We start from the raw sequence: 16528 nt of genomic DNA on the forward strand, positions 1-16528 counted from the left end.
CCATCAGCCCGCGACACGCTGTATGCGCCATGGGCCTACGCAGCGACGGAGACCCATTGGGCCAGTGCGAGACAATGTCCCCTTCCGGATAGCCGCCCGCCACAACACAGCCTACGCGGTCAAGTGGCGCGCGAGCCGGACGCGGGCCCGTGAAACTCACGGATCGGATGATGGCAACACCCGGCGCAAACAGTGCCTTGAACATTTCGGCCTCTGCAATCTTATCCTGCGCCTTGTGGGACTCGGCAGGAATTATGTCGGTCTCTTTCGGTTGCAAGACGAAGATCAATGATCGACGAGACGGAATGGAGCAGAATCATTCCTACGGACCCGCCTCCAAGCGGGCACCAGATCGTCTCACGCAGTTTCCATTATACCGATGGTGGCGCAGGATAGTCGTAGGAAGCGTCGATCACGGAACCGTGATCGAAAAAATCGTGGGCGAAAGCGGCTGGACGCCTCGCTATCTGTTTATGACGGTCATGTCCGCGGGCATCGCCGTCTTGGGCCTGCTGCTGTCATCACCCGCGGTCGTCATCGGCGCGATGTTGATCTCGCCGTTGATGAGTCCGATCCTCGGCCTCGGCTTCAGCCTCGCATTATTCGATTTTGCGGAAATGCGACGGGCGGTCGTCGCAATTGCAGCCGGCTCGCTGTGCGCCGTGCTGTTTACCGCGTTCATTGTCGCTGTGTCCCCGTTGCAGGCCCCGACCCCGGAAATCATAGCGCGCACGCGGCCCAACCTTTTCGATCTCGCGGTCGCGCTTTTCGCAGCCCTTGCTGGCACCTTCGCCATTATTCGCGGCAGAGGGGAAACGGTAGTCGGCGTTGCCATTGCGACGGCTCTGATGCCGCCCCTTGCCGTCGTCGGTTACGGCATTGCAACCGGTAATTTGGCTGTCCTAGCAGGCGCGCTGGCTCTCTTCGTGACCAACTTCGTGACGATCGCTCTATCGGCGACGGTCATGGCGCGATTCTACGGATTCGGACACTCACTATCCAGCCAGCAAAGCTGGACTCAAACGATCCTCCTCGTTCTCGTGTTCGTGGCGATGGCGATTCCCCTGGGGTTATCGCTCAAGCAGATCGCTATCGAAGCGGTCACGACAACCCAGGTTCGGTCTTACTTGTCGGACAGGTTTGGCCCCCGCGCGCGCGTTACCCAACTCGACCTAGATTTCGACACCGAGCCCCTGTCAGTACGCGCAGTTGTGATAACGCCTCGCGGCCGAATGCAGCTAACTCCTGCATTGCAGGCTGATTTGCAGAAGCGACTGGGCCGGATGGTTCGTCTTCAACTCGATCAAGTGCTCCTGGAGGCCGGAGCTGATGCCATCGATGCCCAGCGTGCAGAGATGAGGCAGGCGGGTGACGGCGGAAATTCAGAGTCGGCCCGCATCGCCGAGATGTCCCGAATGATTGCACTTGCGGCGGGCACCGCGCCCGATGGCGTAACAGTTGACCGCGACCACCACCGGGCAACAGTGCCTGCAGTGCCGTTGCCCGGCGCTACTCTCGCCACCTATAGAGCCCTGGAACGTCGTCTGCAGACGCAGATCGGTGGCTGGACAGTCGCGATCGTTCCGCCATCAGACGATTTCCCGATCATCCGTTTTGACAGCGATCGCGACCAACTCGACGAGGTCGCGCGCGAATCCGTGCTTACGAGCGCATGGGCAGCGGAGCGTTGGAACATACGAGCACTCTCGGTTCCGGGCTTACCCGAAGTGAAGAGGGAAAAGGTGTCGCTTGCGGAACGCCGCGCATTGGCAATAGCCAAGATCTTACGTGAACGCGGCATTGAGCCGACGCCGAGAAGGCCGTCTGGTCCGGCATTCCGGCTCGCAGTTTCTGCCGCGGGGATCGTCCGATGATTGCGGGCGTATTGCTAACGCCATTCGACGCTGCCGCCATTCTCATCGTGCTGGCGGCAGTCCTCGGCTACGCGAATTACCGGATCTTGAAGCTACCTCCGTCGGTGGGCCTGACCATAATGGGCGCGCTTGCCTCGCTCGTGGTCGTGGCGCTCGATCGCTTCCTCCCCGGCAGCACCGTCGGTGCCGACATCACCCGTTTCATTACGGGAATTGATTTTCACTCGACGCTGATGGACGGCATGCTTTGCTTCCTGCTCTTTGCTGGCGCCTTGCATGTAGACTGGCACGAGATGCGGCGCGGCCGCCTGCCGATCGTCGTATTGAGCACGATCGGCGTGGTTTTGTCGACGGTCCTGATTGGAGGAGGGCTATTCGCGCTTTGCGATGTCCTTGGACTTCATATTCCTTTCGCCTGGAGCCTCGTCTTCGGAGCGCTGATAAGCCCGACCGATCCGGTTTCCGTGATGGGGATCCTCAAGCGCGCCAAGGTCTCCCCAACCCTCGAGGCGACGGTGGCAGGGGAGAGTCTCTTCAACGATGGCGTGGGGGTTGTCATATTCACGATCCTCTTGGCAACGGCCATTTCTGGCGAACCATTCTCTTTGGCACGAGCAGGGCACCTGTTTGTCCTGGAAGCCGGTGGCGGGATTCTGCTCGGCCTGGCGTGTGGGTGGATCGCTTTTCGCGCCATGGGCTCGATCGACGAATACAAGGTCGAGGTCATGATCACCCTTGCTGTGGTGATGGGCGGCTACGCACTGGCGAATGCTCTCCACGTTAGTGGGCCGGTAGCGGTCGCTGTTGCCGGGCTGCTCATCGGCAACGCGGGAGCAACCTACGCTATGAGCGACGTGACGCGTGATTATGTCCATAAATTTTGGTCACTGATCGACGATATCTTGAACGCCGTTCTCTTTCTGTTGATCGGGCTCGAGGTCCTGACCATACCGGCTGACCCGCGCCTGCTGCTGCTGGGACTATGTGTCATCCCGCTGGTGCTGATGGCGCGTGCGATCTCCGTCAAACTGCCACTTATGGTCATGCATCCATGGTTCAATCTTGGTCCCCTGGCTCCGATCACTCTCATTTGGGGCGGACTGCGCGGTGGGATCTCGATTGCACTCGCATTGGCGTTGTCCTCAGGAGAAGCGCGAAACGCCTTGCTTGCGGCCACATATCTCGTCGTGCTTTTTTCCGTGGTAATTCAGGGTGCCACGGTGGAACGCGTGTTGTCGTGGGCGACCCGGCGGCAAGCTGCGCTCACGGTCGACCCGTAGTTTCTGATGCGGGTGGCAGTCGATTTCCAGATGTCCGCAGTCGGCTCGGGAAGAATGCCGGCCTGCTTGCCGCTGCTAAACTTGTCCGCTTAGCGAGCGGCTTGAGCGCTCTGACTGCGAGCGGATCGATTCTGCTTGTATTGGGCTCGCGATTCCGCTCAGCAACGAACCGGCATAGTCAGGAGCGAAAATGCTGATAACGCTCATCGCTATAGTCTCGGCCGCTTTCGTCACAGTCTTTCTTACTTTTGGTCCTTTCGCACGCTCGGAGAGCTGGCGCGCCACGGTCACGCCGCTCGCGTCGATCATCGGCAGCGGCTTTCTGATCTGCGGTCCCATTCTCGCGCGAGAATTCGGCCGGGCGGCCATCATTGCCGAAGCGCTGCTTCTCGCAATTGCCTATGCGGCAGGCTGGGTGATCCGCTTCAATATCGTCCATGTCGAGAACTACCTTGCCGATGCAGGAGTGCACGATCGCATCGCTTGGCTTGCCAGGATTACCCAAGGTGTCCTGGCTCTGGCCTACGCAATTTCGGTGGCTTATTACCTGAAGCTTCTCGCGGAGTTCCTGCTCAAGCCCGTTGCCATTGATCCCGCATGGCACGCGGCAGCATCAAACGGCATCGTCACTGGGCTGATTTTGCTGATCATTGCGTTGTCGCTCGGAAGCGGTCTGCGACGGGTCGAGCACCTCGCGCATGGCACGGTGTCTCTCAAGATCGGCATCATAGCCGGTCTTCTTGTCGCACTTGCCGCCTGGTGGCTAACCAATGCTGCAGCCGACCCCTTGCCGCCGGCTAAGCTTAGCTGGAACAGCATAGGCCTGTTGCTGGGCCTGGTCATCACCGTGCAAGGATTTGAAACGTCTCGTTATCTTGGGCATGCTTACAGCCAGGAAATGCGAATCCGCACCATGAAGCATGCGCAATGGATCGCCTCGGCCATCTATCTCCTCTTTCTCGCACTTCTGACGCCCTTCCTGAGCCGGGCAGCCGAGGCCGAAGGGGTCGCCGGGATTCTCGACATCATGAGCTTGGTCGCACCGGCCTTGGGAATCTTTGTCCTGATCGGTGCGCTTTCAAGCCAGTTGAGTGCTGCGGTTGCCGATTCGATCGGCTCCGGCGGGCTGATGAGCGAGGTTACCCGCCGCAAGCTGGGCGTTCAGGCTGCCTTCGCGCTTGCTGGCGCGTTGGCGATCGCCGTGGTCTGGCTCACAGATCCCTTCGAGGTCGTAGCGATCTCGTCACGCGCCTTCGCGCTATTTTATGCTCTTCAATGTATGCTGGCTTTCGCCGTAGCACGCAGCACCGGCGCTGGAAGCCTCATGCATCGCATCGGCTTCCTTTCGGTCGGTCTGGTCTGTATCGTGGCTGTGCTCGTCGGAGCTCCGGCCGAGGGGTAAGTGCGGGCCGACACCTTCGAGAGCTCGGCGCCACCGAGAGCTTCGCCGCGACCCTGGCAAAAGGCTCAGGTTCGCTTGAAGCCTTCTGCGGCCTTCCAGCTGACGGCATATGCCAGGCTGGCCCGCCTTAGCGCGACTCAAGACGAACATGCCGCGCCGGTCAACCTAGGCTCCACGGTGGTGACGGACCAGCACGGCCAGGGCAAAGGATGAAAAATGTTGCACCGTTTGGCCATCGTTCTTTTTCTGACCATGCTTGAAGGTTGTGGGTCCAACGAGCCTGCTCAGCCGACCCAACCCAATTCGCCATCCGGTGCTGCCACCGCGGCAATCAATTCCCGATTTTCGCCCGGCACTGGAGCGACGCTCAAGAGCCCTCTTCCGCTACCGCTTGGATATTATGCGTTGAATTCCGAATGCGGGCCCGCGCTCAAGGACCGCAGACTGGGCATCGAAATTACAGCAACGCAGTGGCGATCGCCTGACCGGGATTACAATCTTCTGCCGGTCGAACGTCTCGGTGTGAATCGCTATTCGCTGGGCGACGCCGCGCGATCTGTCCGACAAGCGAGTCCGCGGAAGTATCTAGTGGACGAGGGAAGACCGACAGAGCGCCAAATAACCTGGTGCGCGCCTCAAGCGCCGCGAGGCCGCCAAGGGCGTGATCATCCGCGGTGACTGCCGATGGGACCTCGGCCTGGTCGGTTGCTTGTCAGCGAGAACCCTTTGCATATCGCTTCGACGGCGCTCTCGCGCCATTGCAAACCAAGCAGGGTCAACGACGCGGTTGTCAAGGGCGTGGCGCAGTGTGCGGTCAAAGCGAGGTAGCGCTCACCACAGAGTATACGGTGATCCCGGCGGAACGCGGATGCAAATCGCGGCTCGGCGAGCCACGCATGCCACGGGGCTGCTGAGGAATTTCAACGATCCGACAAATTCTCAACCAAATGCCGCTCGGTGACGAGATGCCAGCGCCTTTGTTCGATCGCTGGGTTTGTCATTGTATTGCTTCGAATTTTGAGGGGAGCACCCGATCTCTCGGTTCGAGGGACACAATCTCGCTGATCTTCATTCGGATTTGGCGAATTTAGAATTCAGATAATTCTGCATAGGCGAAGTACGAGATTCCACTATTTCCTTTGCGAACGGGACAGGGGCCAAGGGTTTTAGATCCCTGCTCGGGGCTCCTGGGGGCGGTTGCGTCGAGGCTTGTTTGCCTCGACGCAACCCAACTCGGCCGTGCAAGATTGCACGACTGCAAAATCAAACGGGAAAATGAAACGGGGATGGTGCTTAGGATATTCTATGTGGCGCTGACGGCGCTCACGCTCATTCTTTTCGGACTTTACGAGTGGGAATTTTTTTTCGGGTCCTGAGTTATGCGCGCCGAATTCTCGCGGCTCGGATTTGAAATTCATCGATTTCTCACTAAATCTTGAGCACTGGCCATCCTGCGAGATTATGCCATGACCCTCGATGAAGACGAGCTTCTCAACCACCTCATGAGGCTTGTTGGAATACGAGCGCCGATCGTCGCCGCTGCAGTCCTGCAGTTGATCGTGGAATTGCGCAGAGCGATGATTTTCGATGAAGATGCGGTCGAGAGGATCAAGGAAGCAATTGTTCGGGCGGCAGTGCAGGTGAGACCATCGCATACACATGTTGCAGATTTCGAGATCCAGTTGAGAACGAAACTCGACCGTCTTTTTGCAGCATCGGAAGCCCCGAGGCCATAGGTCATCGCCCTCGCGGCAGCGGGCACTCCAAACGGCGCTAGGGTAACCGTCCTATGCTGGGTTGCTCCCGATGGCTTTGCGGGCGACGCTCAAGTCATGCCGATCCGATCGCATTTCGGTCATTGACTGTCTCTGGCCCCGTATTCTGGACTAAACGAGAGAAGCCAGCTCTCAAGATAGGCTCGCCTTTTTGTTGTCGCGATGGAGCGACAAAAGGATCCCAAGCAGTATCATCACTGTCATCATGGCCGACCCGCCATAGGACATAAGGGGTAGTGGAATACCGACAACGGGCGCAAGTCCCATGACCATCGAGAGGTTGATCGCAACGTAGAGAAACAGGGTGAAGGACAGTCCGACGGCCGTCAGGCGCTTGAAAACAGTCGCTCCATCTGCGCCCAGGCGCCAGCCCCAGCGAACGAGATAGCCGTAGCCAAGTATCAGCACGGAGCCTCCTAGCAATCCCCACTCTTCCGTCATCGAAGCGAAAATGAAGTCAGTGTGGGATTCGGGCAAATATTCAAGGTGGCTCTGCGATCCTCTGAGAAAGCCTTTGCCGAATACGCCCCCCCCGAGCCGATCGCGATCTTCGACTGCGTGATGTGGTAGCCGGTGCCGAGCGGGTCGCTCTCGGGATTCATAAAAACGAGGACTCTGTTCTTCTGATAGTCGTGCAGAAGCTCCCAAGCGATCGGCAGCAGCGCAAGCACGGCCGTTCCCGCCACAAGAAACCATCGTAACGGCAGTCCGGCGACAAAGATCATTAGTATGCCGGCCATCGAGATCATCATGGCGGTCCCTAAGTCGGGCTGCAGCATTACCAGCACGGCCGGCATGCCAATCATCAAGGCCGCCGGGATAAGAGCGGAGGGAGAAGTTATGAACGCGGGAGGAAGACGGTGAAAATATTTGGCAAGGCTGAGCACGACGGCAATCTTCATGAACTCGGACGGCTGCAGGCGAAGAAAGCCGAGGTCGATCCAACGCTGTGCGCCCATGCCAATTTTGCCAAACAGTTCAACGACGAAAAGCAACGCCAGGGCGGCAATGTAGAAAGGGTAGGCTACATCCATCCAGCGTTGGACAGGAACTCGCCATAGACCGATCATCAAGCCGGACAGCAGGACAAATCTGATCCCCTGGTTATAAGCCCAGGGTGCAAGATTTCCGCCTGCCGCCGAATAAAGTGTCGCAAGGCCGAACGTCACTATCGCGATCAGAACCGTCAGCATTCCCCATGGTAGTTTGCGTAAGGCATCGGGAAGGATCGACACGTACAAAAGGCTCCGTATTGGCTTTGGCGAGTCTCTTCGAGACCCGATCAGGCACAAGGTTGCAACCCCTCTATCATCTGCCTGTGGATGGAACGGTCGCATCCGTAAGCGCAAGCTCCCGGTCCAGCTGGCGAGCAGCGCCGCCAGCCGGCTGGTCCAACGCAAGCCAACAGATGCCGAAATTGCCTCGTTGCAGCCATTGCATTGAGCTGACTGCGTGGCTGGTCTTGGACCCCGACAACGACCGGTCCGTTCAGCGCTTGCCTGGTTGAGTCGGCCGCTTCGACCAACAAAGTAGCCGCGAGGACAACGATTCTGCAAATCGGAATTTGAAATTTGTTTAGTTTGGTTTTCCTAAATAATCTATAGCTGGTAAGCGGTTGGTGAATGAGCATCCTGGGCGTTGATCCCGATGCTGGCCACCTATGAATGCGTTTTGGCGCGCTTGGGAATACCAACCGCCAAAGGCAAAACCTCCGGAGAGATCATGAACCAAGACGCACCGCTCCTTCAGGAAAAGCCGACCAAGTTGAAATCTGGGCGATCTGATATTTCTAGAACTGTCAGGCGACCTGCTGGCGTAGAGGCTTGCGAAACGGAGCCGGTCAAAGTTGCGGAACTGCCTTTTGCGCTTGATGCGCTCGAGCCCCTGATCTCGCGCGAGGCAATGCATTTTCACTACGACAAGCATTTCAAGGGGTATGTCAACAAGTTGAACGCCCTTGTCGTCGGATCGGCCTACGCCGAACTGCCGCTCGAAGACATTGTCCGACAGGCGGCTTGGAAGCGCAAACGCCCGATGCTCGTCAATGCAAGCCAAACGTGGAATCATGCTTTCTTCTGGCAATGTCTTCAGCCCGGCGGCGTGATGGAGCCCGACGTAATCCTGAGCGAAGCGATAAGACGAACCTTTGGCAGCTACGCTGACTTCGAGGCCAAGTTCGTCGAAAAAGGCGTAGCGCACGTCGGTTCCGGATGGCTTTGGCTTGCCTGCCATCCGGAACGAGGGCTCATCATAACGGCGACTGAAGACGCAATTCCGGTCTGGCTGGCATCGGGCCGGGTTCCCCTGCTGGTTTGCGACCTTTGGGAGCACGCCTACTACCTGGATTGGCGTCACGATCGTGCGGGGTGGCTCAAGGGCTTTCTCGCGCAAGCGGCGAACTGGAATTTTGCGGGCGAGCAGCTTGCTTCCGTTCTCGACCGAAGGGAGCCTTGGACGTATTGCCGTTGACGTCGCCGCGGTCGCGCTCGGTCAGGAGCGACCAAGGACGGCCGAACTAAGAATAAGCGTCTCATTGGAATATGTCGTACTTCGTCGAAGCTGCCATCGATCATCCACGTAGCGCCCTGGGCTACGCAGCGCTTCTCGATTGCGTCGGCTGTGGCCGGCCGGCGACAAGGCTGGCCATATCGCAACTCGCCAGAATGATGTGGAACGACTGCTTCGGAATTTCTTCCGCACCGCCCTGGGAGCATGTCCCGGCCGATTCACCCCAAAAAAGAATGCTCTTTCGTGCTGCCGCCTTAGCACTTGAGGGTTCCTTCAGATATGGCTCGGTCGTACGATCATGATGCTGCGGCCGGAACGGCGATCCTTCTCGTCAGCGCCGAGGAAATCGGGACCAGCTTGTCACGCCACGTGAGCGCGCCGAAAGCAGCATGCTCCTAAAGGAAGGTAGGCATCATGGATTGGCAGGAGTGGGTCTCGCATAGCGGCCTCAGCTTGTCCGGTTCGTTCGATTTGGAAGCGCTAGTCGTAGCAGGTATTCTCGCGGTGGGCGCACTCGCAATTGGCTGGATCGTGGGAAGGCGCGCTGGGCCTTGGCTTAGCGAACGTATCCATCTGCTTGGTGGAAGCGTTCCGGCAGGCAATCGCAAGACGGTGACGGGCATCGTTCAGTGTTCCGTTGCCGGGCTCCTCCTGCTCGTCGCCGGCAATTCGGTAGCCTTGAGCCCACTGGGCCTCACGTTGCTCGCCGTTACGCTGGGGATGGTGACGGGTGTTCTGAGCATCCGGGTTGCTCGCGCATTGGCTGTCGGGAGAATGCCTGCCCGGATAGTCGGTCTGGGCGTTCTCGTCGCGACGACCGCGGCGGCCCTGGGCGGCATGCGTCCGTTGATAGAGGGGTTGGACAGCGTTGGATTCTCGATCGGCACGCATCGTCTCTCACTGCTCGGTACAGTCAATGCCATCGTCATTATTGCTGTTCTTTACGGAATCGCGCGTATCGTAAATCATGTGGTCAGCCACGTGATCGACCGCGTAAGCGGCCTGGATCTTTCGCAGCGTGTTCTCATCCGAAAGCTCTCGGGCATCGGTGTCATCACTATTGCGGTTCTGCTCGGGATCGATCTGCTCGGAATTGACCTCACCGCCCTTACAGTATTTTCCGGGGCGGTCGGACTTGCGATAGGGTTCGGACTTCAGAAAACCTTTGGGAACCTGATTGCCGGGCTAATCTTGCTGATGGATCGATCGGTAAAGCCTGGTGATGTCATCGTCGTAGGCGATACTTTTGGCGCGGTGGGAAAGATTGGCGTCCGTGCGGTCTCCGTATTGACCCGTGACGGCAAGGAGCATCTCATACCCAATGAACAATTGATGACGGAGCCGGTGGAGAACTGGTCCTACACCAACCGTAACGTGCGCATTCACGTGCCGGTGGGCGTAGCTTATTCAAGTGATCTGGCATTGGCACGGCGACTGATGATTGAGGCCGCGAGCGCGGCGGCGCGCGTGCTTGCGGAACCCGGGCCTTCAGTTTGGCTCAAGGGTTTCGGCGACAGTTCGGTCGATCACGAGATCCTGGTATGGATTGCCGACCCCGAACTCGGTGTCGGGAGTGTTCGTTCCGAGATACTGAACCGCCTATGGATGCTCTTCGCCGAAAATCATATCGAGATACCGTTTCCGCAACGCGACATCCACGTGCGCAGCGTGTCGAAACCAGAAACAGACTGATTCGGCTTCGCTTCTTCTCGCCATTGAGATCTCGCAGAACCTGCTGCGCGCTCAGCGGGCGAGCTCGTCCAAATGCCATTTTGCCCGTTCCACCAGCCGGGTGGCGATCTCCTTATCGAGAGACGAGCGCCAGCATACGAAAGGGGAAAACGCCATGGTTGGGGCGTCCGCGATCGCAGTCAAAGTTCCGGACTTGAGGTAACGCCATGCCAACCGCTCGGGAACGTAACCGCTCGCGCGCGTCTCCACGATCCAGTCGATCGCAAGAACGCCCAGGTCGAGCTCGAGTCCCGGTGCGGGAAATTCGCCCAAACGGGCGGTGAGCTCGGCCTTTGCCGATTCTCCCCAATCTACGCGAACGAAATTGTCCTGCCAGTTCGAACCCAGATCCGCCGTCACTAGGATGAGGCGGTCTCGCGCGATCTCCTCAATCCGCACGCCTTTTAGCCGGACGGGCGCATAAAGGAATGCGATGTCGAGATCTCCATCTTCGATAGCTCTGTTGAGCTGGGCGGGTGCTGCAGCCGTGGCCCGAAATGCGATTTGGGGAAATGTCTCGCGGACTTCCTGCAGCCACGGGATCAGGAACGATGGCCATAGCGCGTGCTGACCGCCGACACGGATGGATCGTTCGAAGCGAACAGGCATGGCGGCCCGGGCGCGAGCCTGCTCCCAGATACGCACAAAGCTCTGCATAGGTTCGATCAAGCGGCGACCAGCCGGCGTCAGCCGACACCCGCGCTTGTCCCGGTCGAACAATCGGACGTCGAGCAGGTGCTCGAGTTGCTTGATCCGCTCGGTGACGGTGGGCGGACTCGCGTTCACGCGCTTGGCGGCCGCCACGAAGCTTCCCGTTGCTGCGGCGGCGAGGAAGGTGCGGGCGACGGTGACATCCATTGCGTCAGCTTATTGGAAATGTCTGCGCGATCAAGCGTATGCATTCATCATCCATCGGTGTTTCGCTATCGGCAGCACCGATAGTCAAGCCGCGGCCCAGCCATCCACCCGCAGACGTGTCGCCAAGGAGCCGGCTGAACTTGCTCGCTAATTAAGGGGGGCGAGGACCAAGGGAGATACCCTTCACGTGGTTCCGAGCGATCCAGCCTGCAGGTGGGGCGATAGCTCTTATCCGCGAAAAAGCCTAAGCCGACTAGCTGTGTTCGACATATGTACGATGGTTATCCGGCATTGCCCGGCGCAATGCGGAACAAGGCATGAGGATAGCACATTGCGGGGCTCTGGAAGAGGTCGCGTGCGTATCCTCTTCTCGGCGCGTAGGCGCCATGCGAGGTATCGAAACGCGCGGGGCAGGCGGAACAGGGGGAGAAATCACAACTTCGAACGCGGGGTACGGTCTAACTAATCCTACTGGAGTTCGGAAATGCGAAAGATATTGGTGGCTACGGACTTTTCTCCCCGCTCCGATCGCGCCTTGCGTCGAGGAGTCTTGCTCGCTCATCAGGTCGACGCGGAGATCGTGATGATCCATGCGCTTGATGACGATTTGCCGTCATCGATTATCTCCACGCAGCGGAATGCGGCCGAGACGCTGCTTTCCGAAACCGCCAGTTCGATAAGGCAAATTGACGGCATAGCCTGTTCCTACGCTTTGGCTTTCGGCGATCCTTTCAAAGCGCTGCTCGATGCTGCCTCGGAAATGCAACCCGAGCTGATCGTCATGGGGCCTCATCGACGGAATCTGCTTAAGGACGTTTTTGTCGGTACCACGGCCGAGCGGATCATCCGCGAATGCGGCATTCCCATCATTTCGGCAGGCGGAGTACCGGCGGGCTACTATCAGCGCGTGACGATAGCGACGGATCTCTCGGAGTCTTCGTGGTGCGCTGTCTCGACCGCTCAGAAACTTGGGCTGCTGGACGCGACTGACGTCTCGCTCCTCCACGTGCTCGAGACAAGCGAAACAACGAGGCTGCAACGATCGTTTCGCAGCACGCAAGCCATCGAGGATCACGTGCTCTCCGCTCGAGCCGAAGCCATGCAATGCCTGCAAGCCTTGGCCGGCGACGCAGGCGTCGTACCAGACAGGATGAAAGTGGAGGCGCTCAAGTTCTCCATTGCCGACACCATCAAGTCGATCGTCGCGACCGCCGGCAGTGACCTTCTTGTGATAGGAACCCACGGCCGTTCGGGGTTCCAGAGACTCTTTCTCGGAAAGGTCGCCGAGGAGTTGCTTCGCGGCGCCGATGTTGACATCCTGGCTGTGGGCTTGCCTCATGCATGCCTGAATTGATTGTCAGGACTCTATGGTGCTCGGAGATTTTACCGGTCATCTCGAGCGCAGATTCCCGCGTCCTTGTCGTCCGGTGCGGATTATGCGCTTTCTTCGCGCAAGAACCAGTTCACTGGGTGCTAGAGTAGATAACTAGCCCCGCTCCCGCCGGCAACAGGGCGGCACCCGCTAGCCAGATTGCGGCTTTGGTCGATTTGAGCCGGTCGCGGCGCAGGAGATGGTCCAGGATTGCCAAAAGAAATGCTGATATTGCGAGAAGTATCATGGCGGACAATTGAAATTCGTTCACGATATAAACTTTCTCACTGCAAAGAATTGGCATTTTCGGAATTGGTAAAATGTTGTCGGATAATTGAAATGTGTCGCTTTAATAGGATTGGCCCGAATGATAATCTTAGCGCGTTCTTGCGGCTGCTTGCCTTCGTGCCGTAGCGATATGTCTACTTCGCGAAAGCATCGGGTTAAACGCGAAGCGGTCCTGAGGTTCCGTGGGAGCTTTCGGAAAAATCATGGTGCGCTTGATTTTCCCATATGATGAGCGGGCCGATCGATCTGCCTGTATAAGCCGAAGGCCCGCATCAGATGGAGGAAGAAATAGGTAATTCCGTCGGAGTTATTCAATCCGAAGCTCAGCGAGATTTGCTGAACGTGGCGCGTGGGCTTCCAACCTTTCGTCAGGTGCCCACCGACAGCCTCATTCGGTTGCTGGAAGGGGCGAGCGTGAAACGCTATCCCGCGGGAACTCAGCTTTTTTTCGAGGGGGAATTGGCGTCGCATCTCTATGGCATCGTCGATGGTATGGTCGAGTTGTTTGCGGGCAGCGGCGATTCGGAACGTGGAATTCTTCTTCTGGCAAAGGGGGATGTATTCATGCCCGGTGCCGCTCTGTTTGATGAACCATACTTGCACGCCGCACGCATCCTTCGCCGGACGAAGCTTCTCGAGGTCGATGTCCGCGTTCTGCGTGCCGAGGCAGCGCGAACCGGCGAGCTTGCCATGGCTATCGGGCGCGTCCTCGCCGGGCAGTTCCGAATGGCGGTACGAAGCATAATAGATCTCAAAACCAGCGCGGCAGCGCAAAGGCTGGCGATAATCCTGCTGCGTCTTGTCGATCAGCATGACGGCGCCGGGTTGCCACGATTACCGATTGCAAAGCGCACTCTGGCAACCCGTCTGGGCATGACCGCCGAGACGCTGTCGCGTACTCTGCAAATCGTCGCCAGCAACGGTCTCGTCGTGAGGGGGTCTTCGCTATTGCTGCGCGATCGAGCAAAACTCGAAGCGTTCTGTGGGCCCTCACTCGATCGTGGACTTCACGAGTTCGAATTAGGCGTCAGCGCGCTTTGAATCTGAAACGTCGCGAACGCGGGATCACCTGCCGACACAAAGCATCGACTGATCGCGGCGCGCCTCTCACCAAGGAAAGCCGTAGAACCCATATATCTGCTGCCCATAGGAGGCGTCGTAGGCCGGCTCGCGTCCGACCTTGTAGGAAGGTGCGCCCTCGATCTGTTCTCTCGTGAGGTTTACTACGTACCCCGACCGTTCTTCATCATATTTCAGCGCATCCCACGGCAGCGGGTAGTGATTCTCAAAGAGTCCTAGAACCCCCCCGAACGTCAGCACCGCATAGCGGACACGACCATCACGCTTACCCACCATGAAGTGTTCCAGGCGGCCCAGCTTTTCGCCGGCAAGATTGTAAACGTTCGTGCCCTGGACCTTCTCCGACGAGATCAGGTCGTCCGTTTCATGGCGTCCGATCGAAGCAATCATCTCGTTCATCGGTAAATTCCTGTCAGATAAAGAGTGCGCGCGCGATAACGGCGCGTCTGAAGGTAAAGTGCGCAGAACCAGCATAGCGTTCCCAAAATTGACCAGGATCAATTTTGGATCAGGCAACTGAGCGCCACGGGGCATTCGGCAGCGCTGTGCTCGTCCGTGGCAGGAGCGGTCGCCAGGTCGAATCAAGAGGCGCGGCTCTCCCCGAAATCGACCTCAACGTGACTTTGGAAGCCATTTTTACACAAGGCCACGTAACGAACCGAACGAGGCCTCGACGAGTTCTCCATTTCGACAACAGTGACCTGATCGCAGGGGGTCTTGCTATCGACTAGGCGAGCGACCTGAGGCACATAAAGTGTGGCGCGTTCGAATATCTCCGGCCCCAGGCGCTGAACCATGACTGGATAAGTCTTGGTTGGCCATTTCGACTCGACCTTCGGCCTGGCGTCGTTTGCAATAATTGCCAATCTGGGCTGGCGATTGGCTTGAAAGAGGGGCGCCGCGAGCATCATGGCAGCGATCAGGGCCACGACAACCCTGCGTAACCTGAAAGCGATGGGGAGTTTCACGTGTACTCGCTGCTTTTTATCGATCCCGCGTTCATCCGCGAAAGCCAATGGTTCTTGCATTCCCTGTCGGCCGCCATCTAGGACTAAGCGACCGCAAACCTAAAACGCTCATATCGCTGCGCTCGTTCCTGCAACCGGCCAATTTGCGGTCATTGCTTGCCGAGCGCATTACGAGGTCAATGCCACTCGAACGATGCTTGGTTCGAGGCCTCGTAACCAGGCCGTGCCCAGAATAGTCCCTGTTGCGCCTTGAAATCTTCGCTGTCGCGGTCGGGCGCCCCGGCGGGTTCAATTTCCCGCCGGCATTCGAGATTGCGCGAGCGTTTGGGAACTATGACCTATGCCGACCGAGAGAGCTGATAACTGCGCAGATTATCTCGCCGATTGATGCGATGAGCGCCCGCAACAATACCGCAGACCGCAGTAAAGACGAGCAGTACGAAGGCCGTTAACCCGATTGCGAGACGTCGATTTTTTGGCCGCGCCATTTCCCTGAGCCGTTGGCCTGTAGAAGGATAGAGCAGGATTGCAGAATTCGAAGAAGACCAGCGCGTCCGCTTCGCATCCTGCCGTGTCTCATGCCGGCCCCATAAGTCCACTACGCAAATCAGACCAATCAGCGAGAGCAATCCACTCGCAATCCATATAAAAAAACCTCCAAATGCCTCATCGCTGAGCGGCGAGATGACGGCGGCGCGCTGCGTCGCATCATAAGCATGATAGAGAACAGTCGTTTTGACTGTAATATACGCGCCCAATGCAATCTGGCTGAGGATCGCGAGCCAAATCATCATAAGCCTTTGAGCGTGGACTATTCCGTGGGGAACTGGACGTTTTTCGAAAAGGCGTGTCCAGAACAGGAGGCCGGCCCCCAAAAGACTAAAATGCATTAGGAGCCCAATTGTCGGGTTGGCAAGAGCGTCACCTTGCATGTCCGGGATCTCCCAGAAATAGAGCGACCCCACGTAGCAGATCATGACAAGGGCGGGCGTCGAGAGCACTCGCCAGCCCCTCCTGGTGGGTCTTGCCAGAAGCCCTGGCTTTACAAGCCGCGCACGAAGCCTACGCGGGATGCCGGCAATAATCAGGCCAGCAGGCCGGGCCATCGCCAGCAACATTGGCGCGACAATTCGTGCGATCAGTATCCCGATCTGATGGACATAGAAAAGCTCGTGCGCCCATACGGCAAAGGGCCATTGCAACGAGAGCAATAACAGCGCTAGCCCGGCCGCGAAAGCGGTGTGCCTGAGCATCGACACCGGGCGCTTTGCGTTGCGTCGCCGTACAGCGCCTGCCAGATACGAAATTCCGATAGCCAGAACCGGGAAGCCGGCGGTGGCGAAGAAGGTGATGCCCGGATCACTCATCTCGACGCCCTAGCCGACCACGACC

The 16528-nt window shown here is 58.2% G+C and carries 12 protein-coding genes and 1 pseudogene; 8 read left to right on the forward strand and 5 right to left on the reverse strand.

What is annotated here, in order from left to right; translation table 11 throughout:
* The first annotated feature begins 305 nt into the window (after positions 1 to 305).
* From KRR38_RS27605 to KRR38_RS27620, 4 genes are all read left to right on the forward strand, one after another.
* Complete coding sequence (locus KRR38_RS27605; RefSeq protein ID WP_217406602.1) at positions 306 to 1874, forward strand: DUF389 domain-containing protein; 1569 nt, start codon at positions 306 to 308, stop codon at positions 1872 to 1874.
* Complete coding sequence (locus KRR38_RS27610) at positions 1871 to 3154, forward strand: sodium:proton antiporter (RefSeq protein ID WP_217406603.1); 1284 nt, start codon at positions 1871 to 1873, stop codon at positions 3152 to 3154. Before KRR38_RS27605 ends, KRR38_RS27610 begins: the two co-directional genes overlap by 4 nt.
* 190 nt (positions 3155 to 3344) lie before the next feature.
* On the forward strand, positions 3345 to 4556 hold the full coding sequence (locus KRR38_RS27615) for a hypothetical protein (protein WP_217406604.1): 1212 nt from the start codon (positions 3345 to 3347) through the stop codon (positions 4554 to 4556).
* Between the two features lie 1466 nt (positions 4557 to 6022).
* Positions 6023 to 6292 carry a hypothetical protein gene (locus KRR38_RS27620; RefSeq protein ID WP_217406605.1) on the forward strand — a complete coding sequence of 90 codons (270 nt, stop codon included), beginning with the start codon at positions 6023 to 6025 and terminating at the stop codon, positions 6290 to 6292.
* 171 nt (positions 6293 to 6463) lie between these two features.
* On the opposite strand, the pseudogene rodA reads toward KRR38_RS27620, so the two are convergent.
* Positions 6464 to 7566: pseudogene (rodA, locus tag KRR38_RS27625) on the reverse strand (rod shape-determining protein RodA).
* Positions 7567 to 7978: 412 nt separating this feature from the next.
* Here rodA and KRR38_RS27630 point away from each other — a divergent pair.
* Positions 7979 to 8800, forward strand: a complete 822-nt coding sequence (locus tag KRR38_RS27630; RefSeq protein WP_217406606.1) for a superoxide dismutase — start codon at positions 7979 to 7981, stop codon at positions 8798 to 8800.
* Positions 8801 to 9253: 453 nt separating this feature from the next.
* A complete protein-coding gene (locus tag KRR38_RS27635) occupies positions 9254 to 10531 on the forward strand; it encodes a mechanosensitive ion channel family protein (RefSeq protein ID WP_217406607.1) in 1278 nt (425 codons plus the stop codon).
* Between the two features lie 51 nt (positions 10532 to 10582).
* Here the strand turns inward: KRR38_RS27635 and KRR38_RS27640 are convergent, their stop codons facing one another.
* Complete coding sequence (locus KRR38_RS27640) at positions 10583 to 11428, reverse strand: LysR family transcriptional regulator (protein WP_217406608.1); 846 nt, start codon at positions 11426 to 11428, stop codon at positions 10583 to 10585.
* A 484-nt stretch (positions 11429 to 11912) separates the two neighbouring features.
* On the opposite strand from KRR38_RS27640, the gene KRR38_RS27645 reads away from it, so the two are divergent.
* Together KRR38_RS27645 and KRR38_RS37905 are read left to right on the forward strand one after the other, a co-directional pair.
* Positions 11913 to 12782: a universal stress protein gene (locus tag KRR38_RS27645; protein WP_217406609.1), complete on the forward strand. Its 870-nt coding sequence runs from the start codon at positions 11913 to 11915 to the stop codon at positions 12780 to 12782.
* Between the two features lie 582 nt (positions 12783 to 13364).
* Positions 13365 to 14129 carry a helix-turn-helix domain-containing protein gene (locus KRR38_RS37905; RefSeq protein ID WP_217406610.1) on the forward strand — a complete coding sequence of 255 codons (765 nt, stop codon included), beginning with the start codon at positions 13365 to 13367 and terminating at the stop codon, positions 14127 to 14129.
* A 66-nt stretch (positions 14130 to 14195) separates the two neighbouring features.
* Here the strand turns inward: KRR38_RS37905 and KRR38_RS27655 are convergent, their stop codons facing one another.
* The 3 genes from KRR38_RS27655 to KRR38_RS27665 form a co-directional block, all read right to left on the reverse strand.
* A complete protein-coding gene (locus KRR38_RS27655; RefSeq protein WP_217406611.1) occupies positions 14196 to 14567 on the reverse strand; it encodes a PRC-barrel domain-containing protein in 372 nt (123 codons plus the stop codon).
* Between the two features lie 182 nt (positions 14568 to 14749).
* Positions 14750 to 15196: a hypothetical protein gene (locus KRR38_RS27660; RefSeq protein ID WP_217406612.1), complete on the reverse strand. Its 447-nt coding sequence runs from the start codon at positions 15194 to 15196 to the stop codon at positions 14750 to 14752.
* A 278-nt stretch (positions 15197 to 15474) separates the two neighbouring features.
* Positions 15475 to 16503 carry a cytochrome c oxidase assembly protein gene (locus tag KRR38_RS27665; protein ID WP_217406613.1) on the reverse strand — a complete coding sequence of 343 codons (1029 nt, stop codon included), beginning with the start codon at positions 16501 to 16503 and terminating at the stop codon, positions 15475 to 15477.
* Between the last annotated feature and the right edge of the window lie 25 nt (positions 16504 to 16528).

Source organism: Novosphingobium sp. G106 (assembly GCF_019075875.1).
Classification (GTDB): Bacteria; Pseudomonadota; Alphaproteobacteria; order Sphingomonadales; family Sphingomonadaceae; genus Novosphingobium.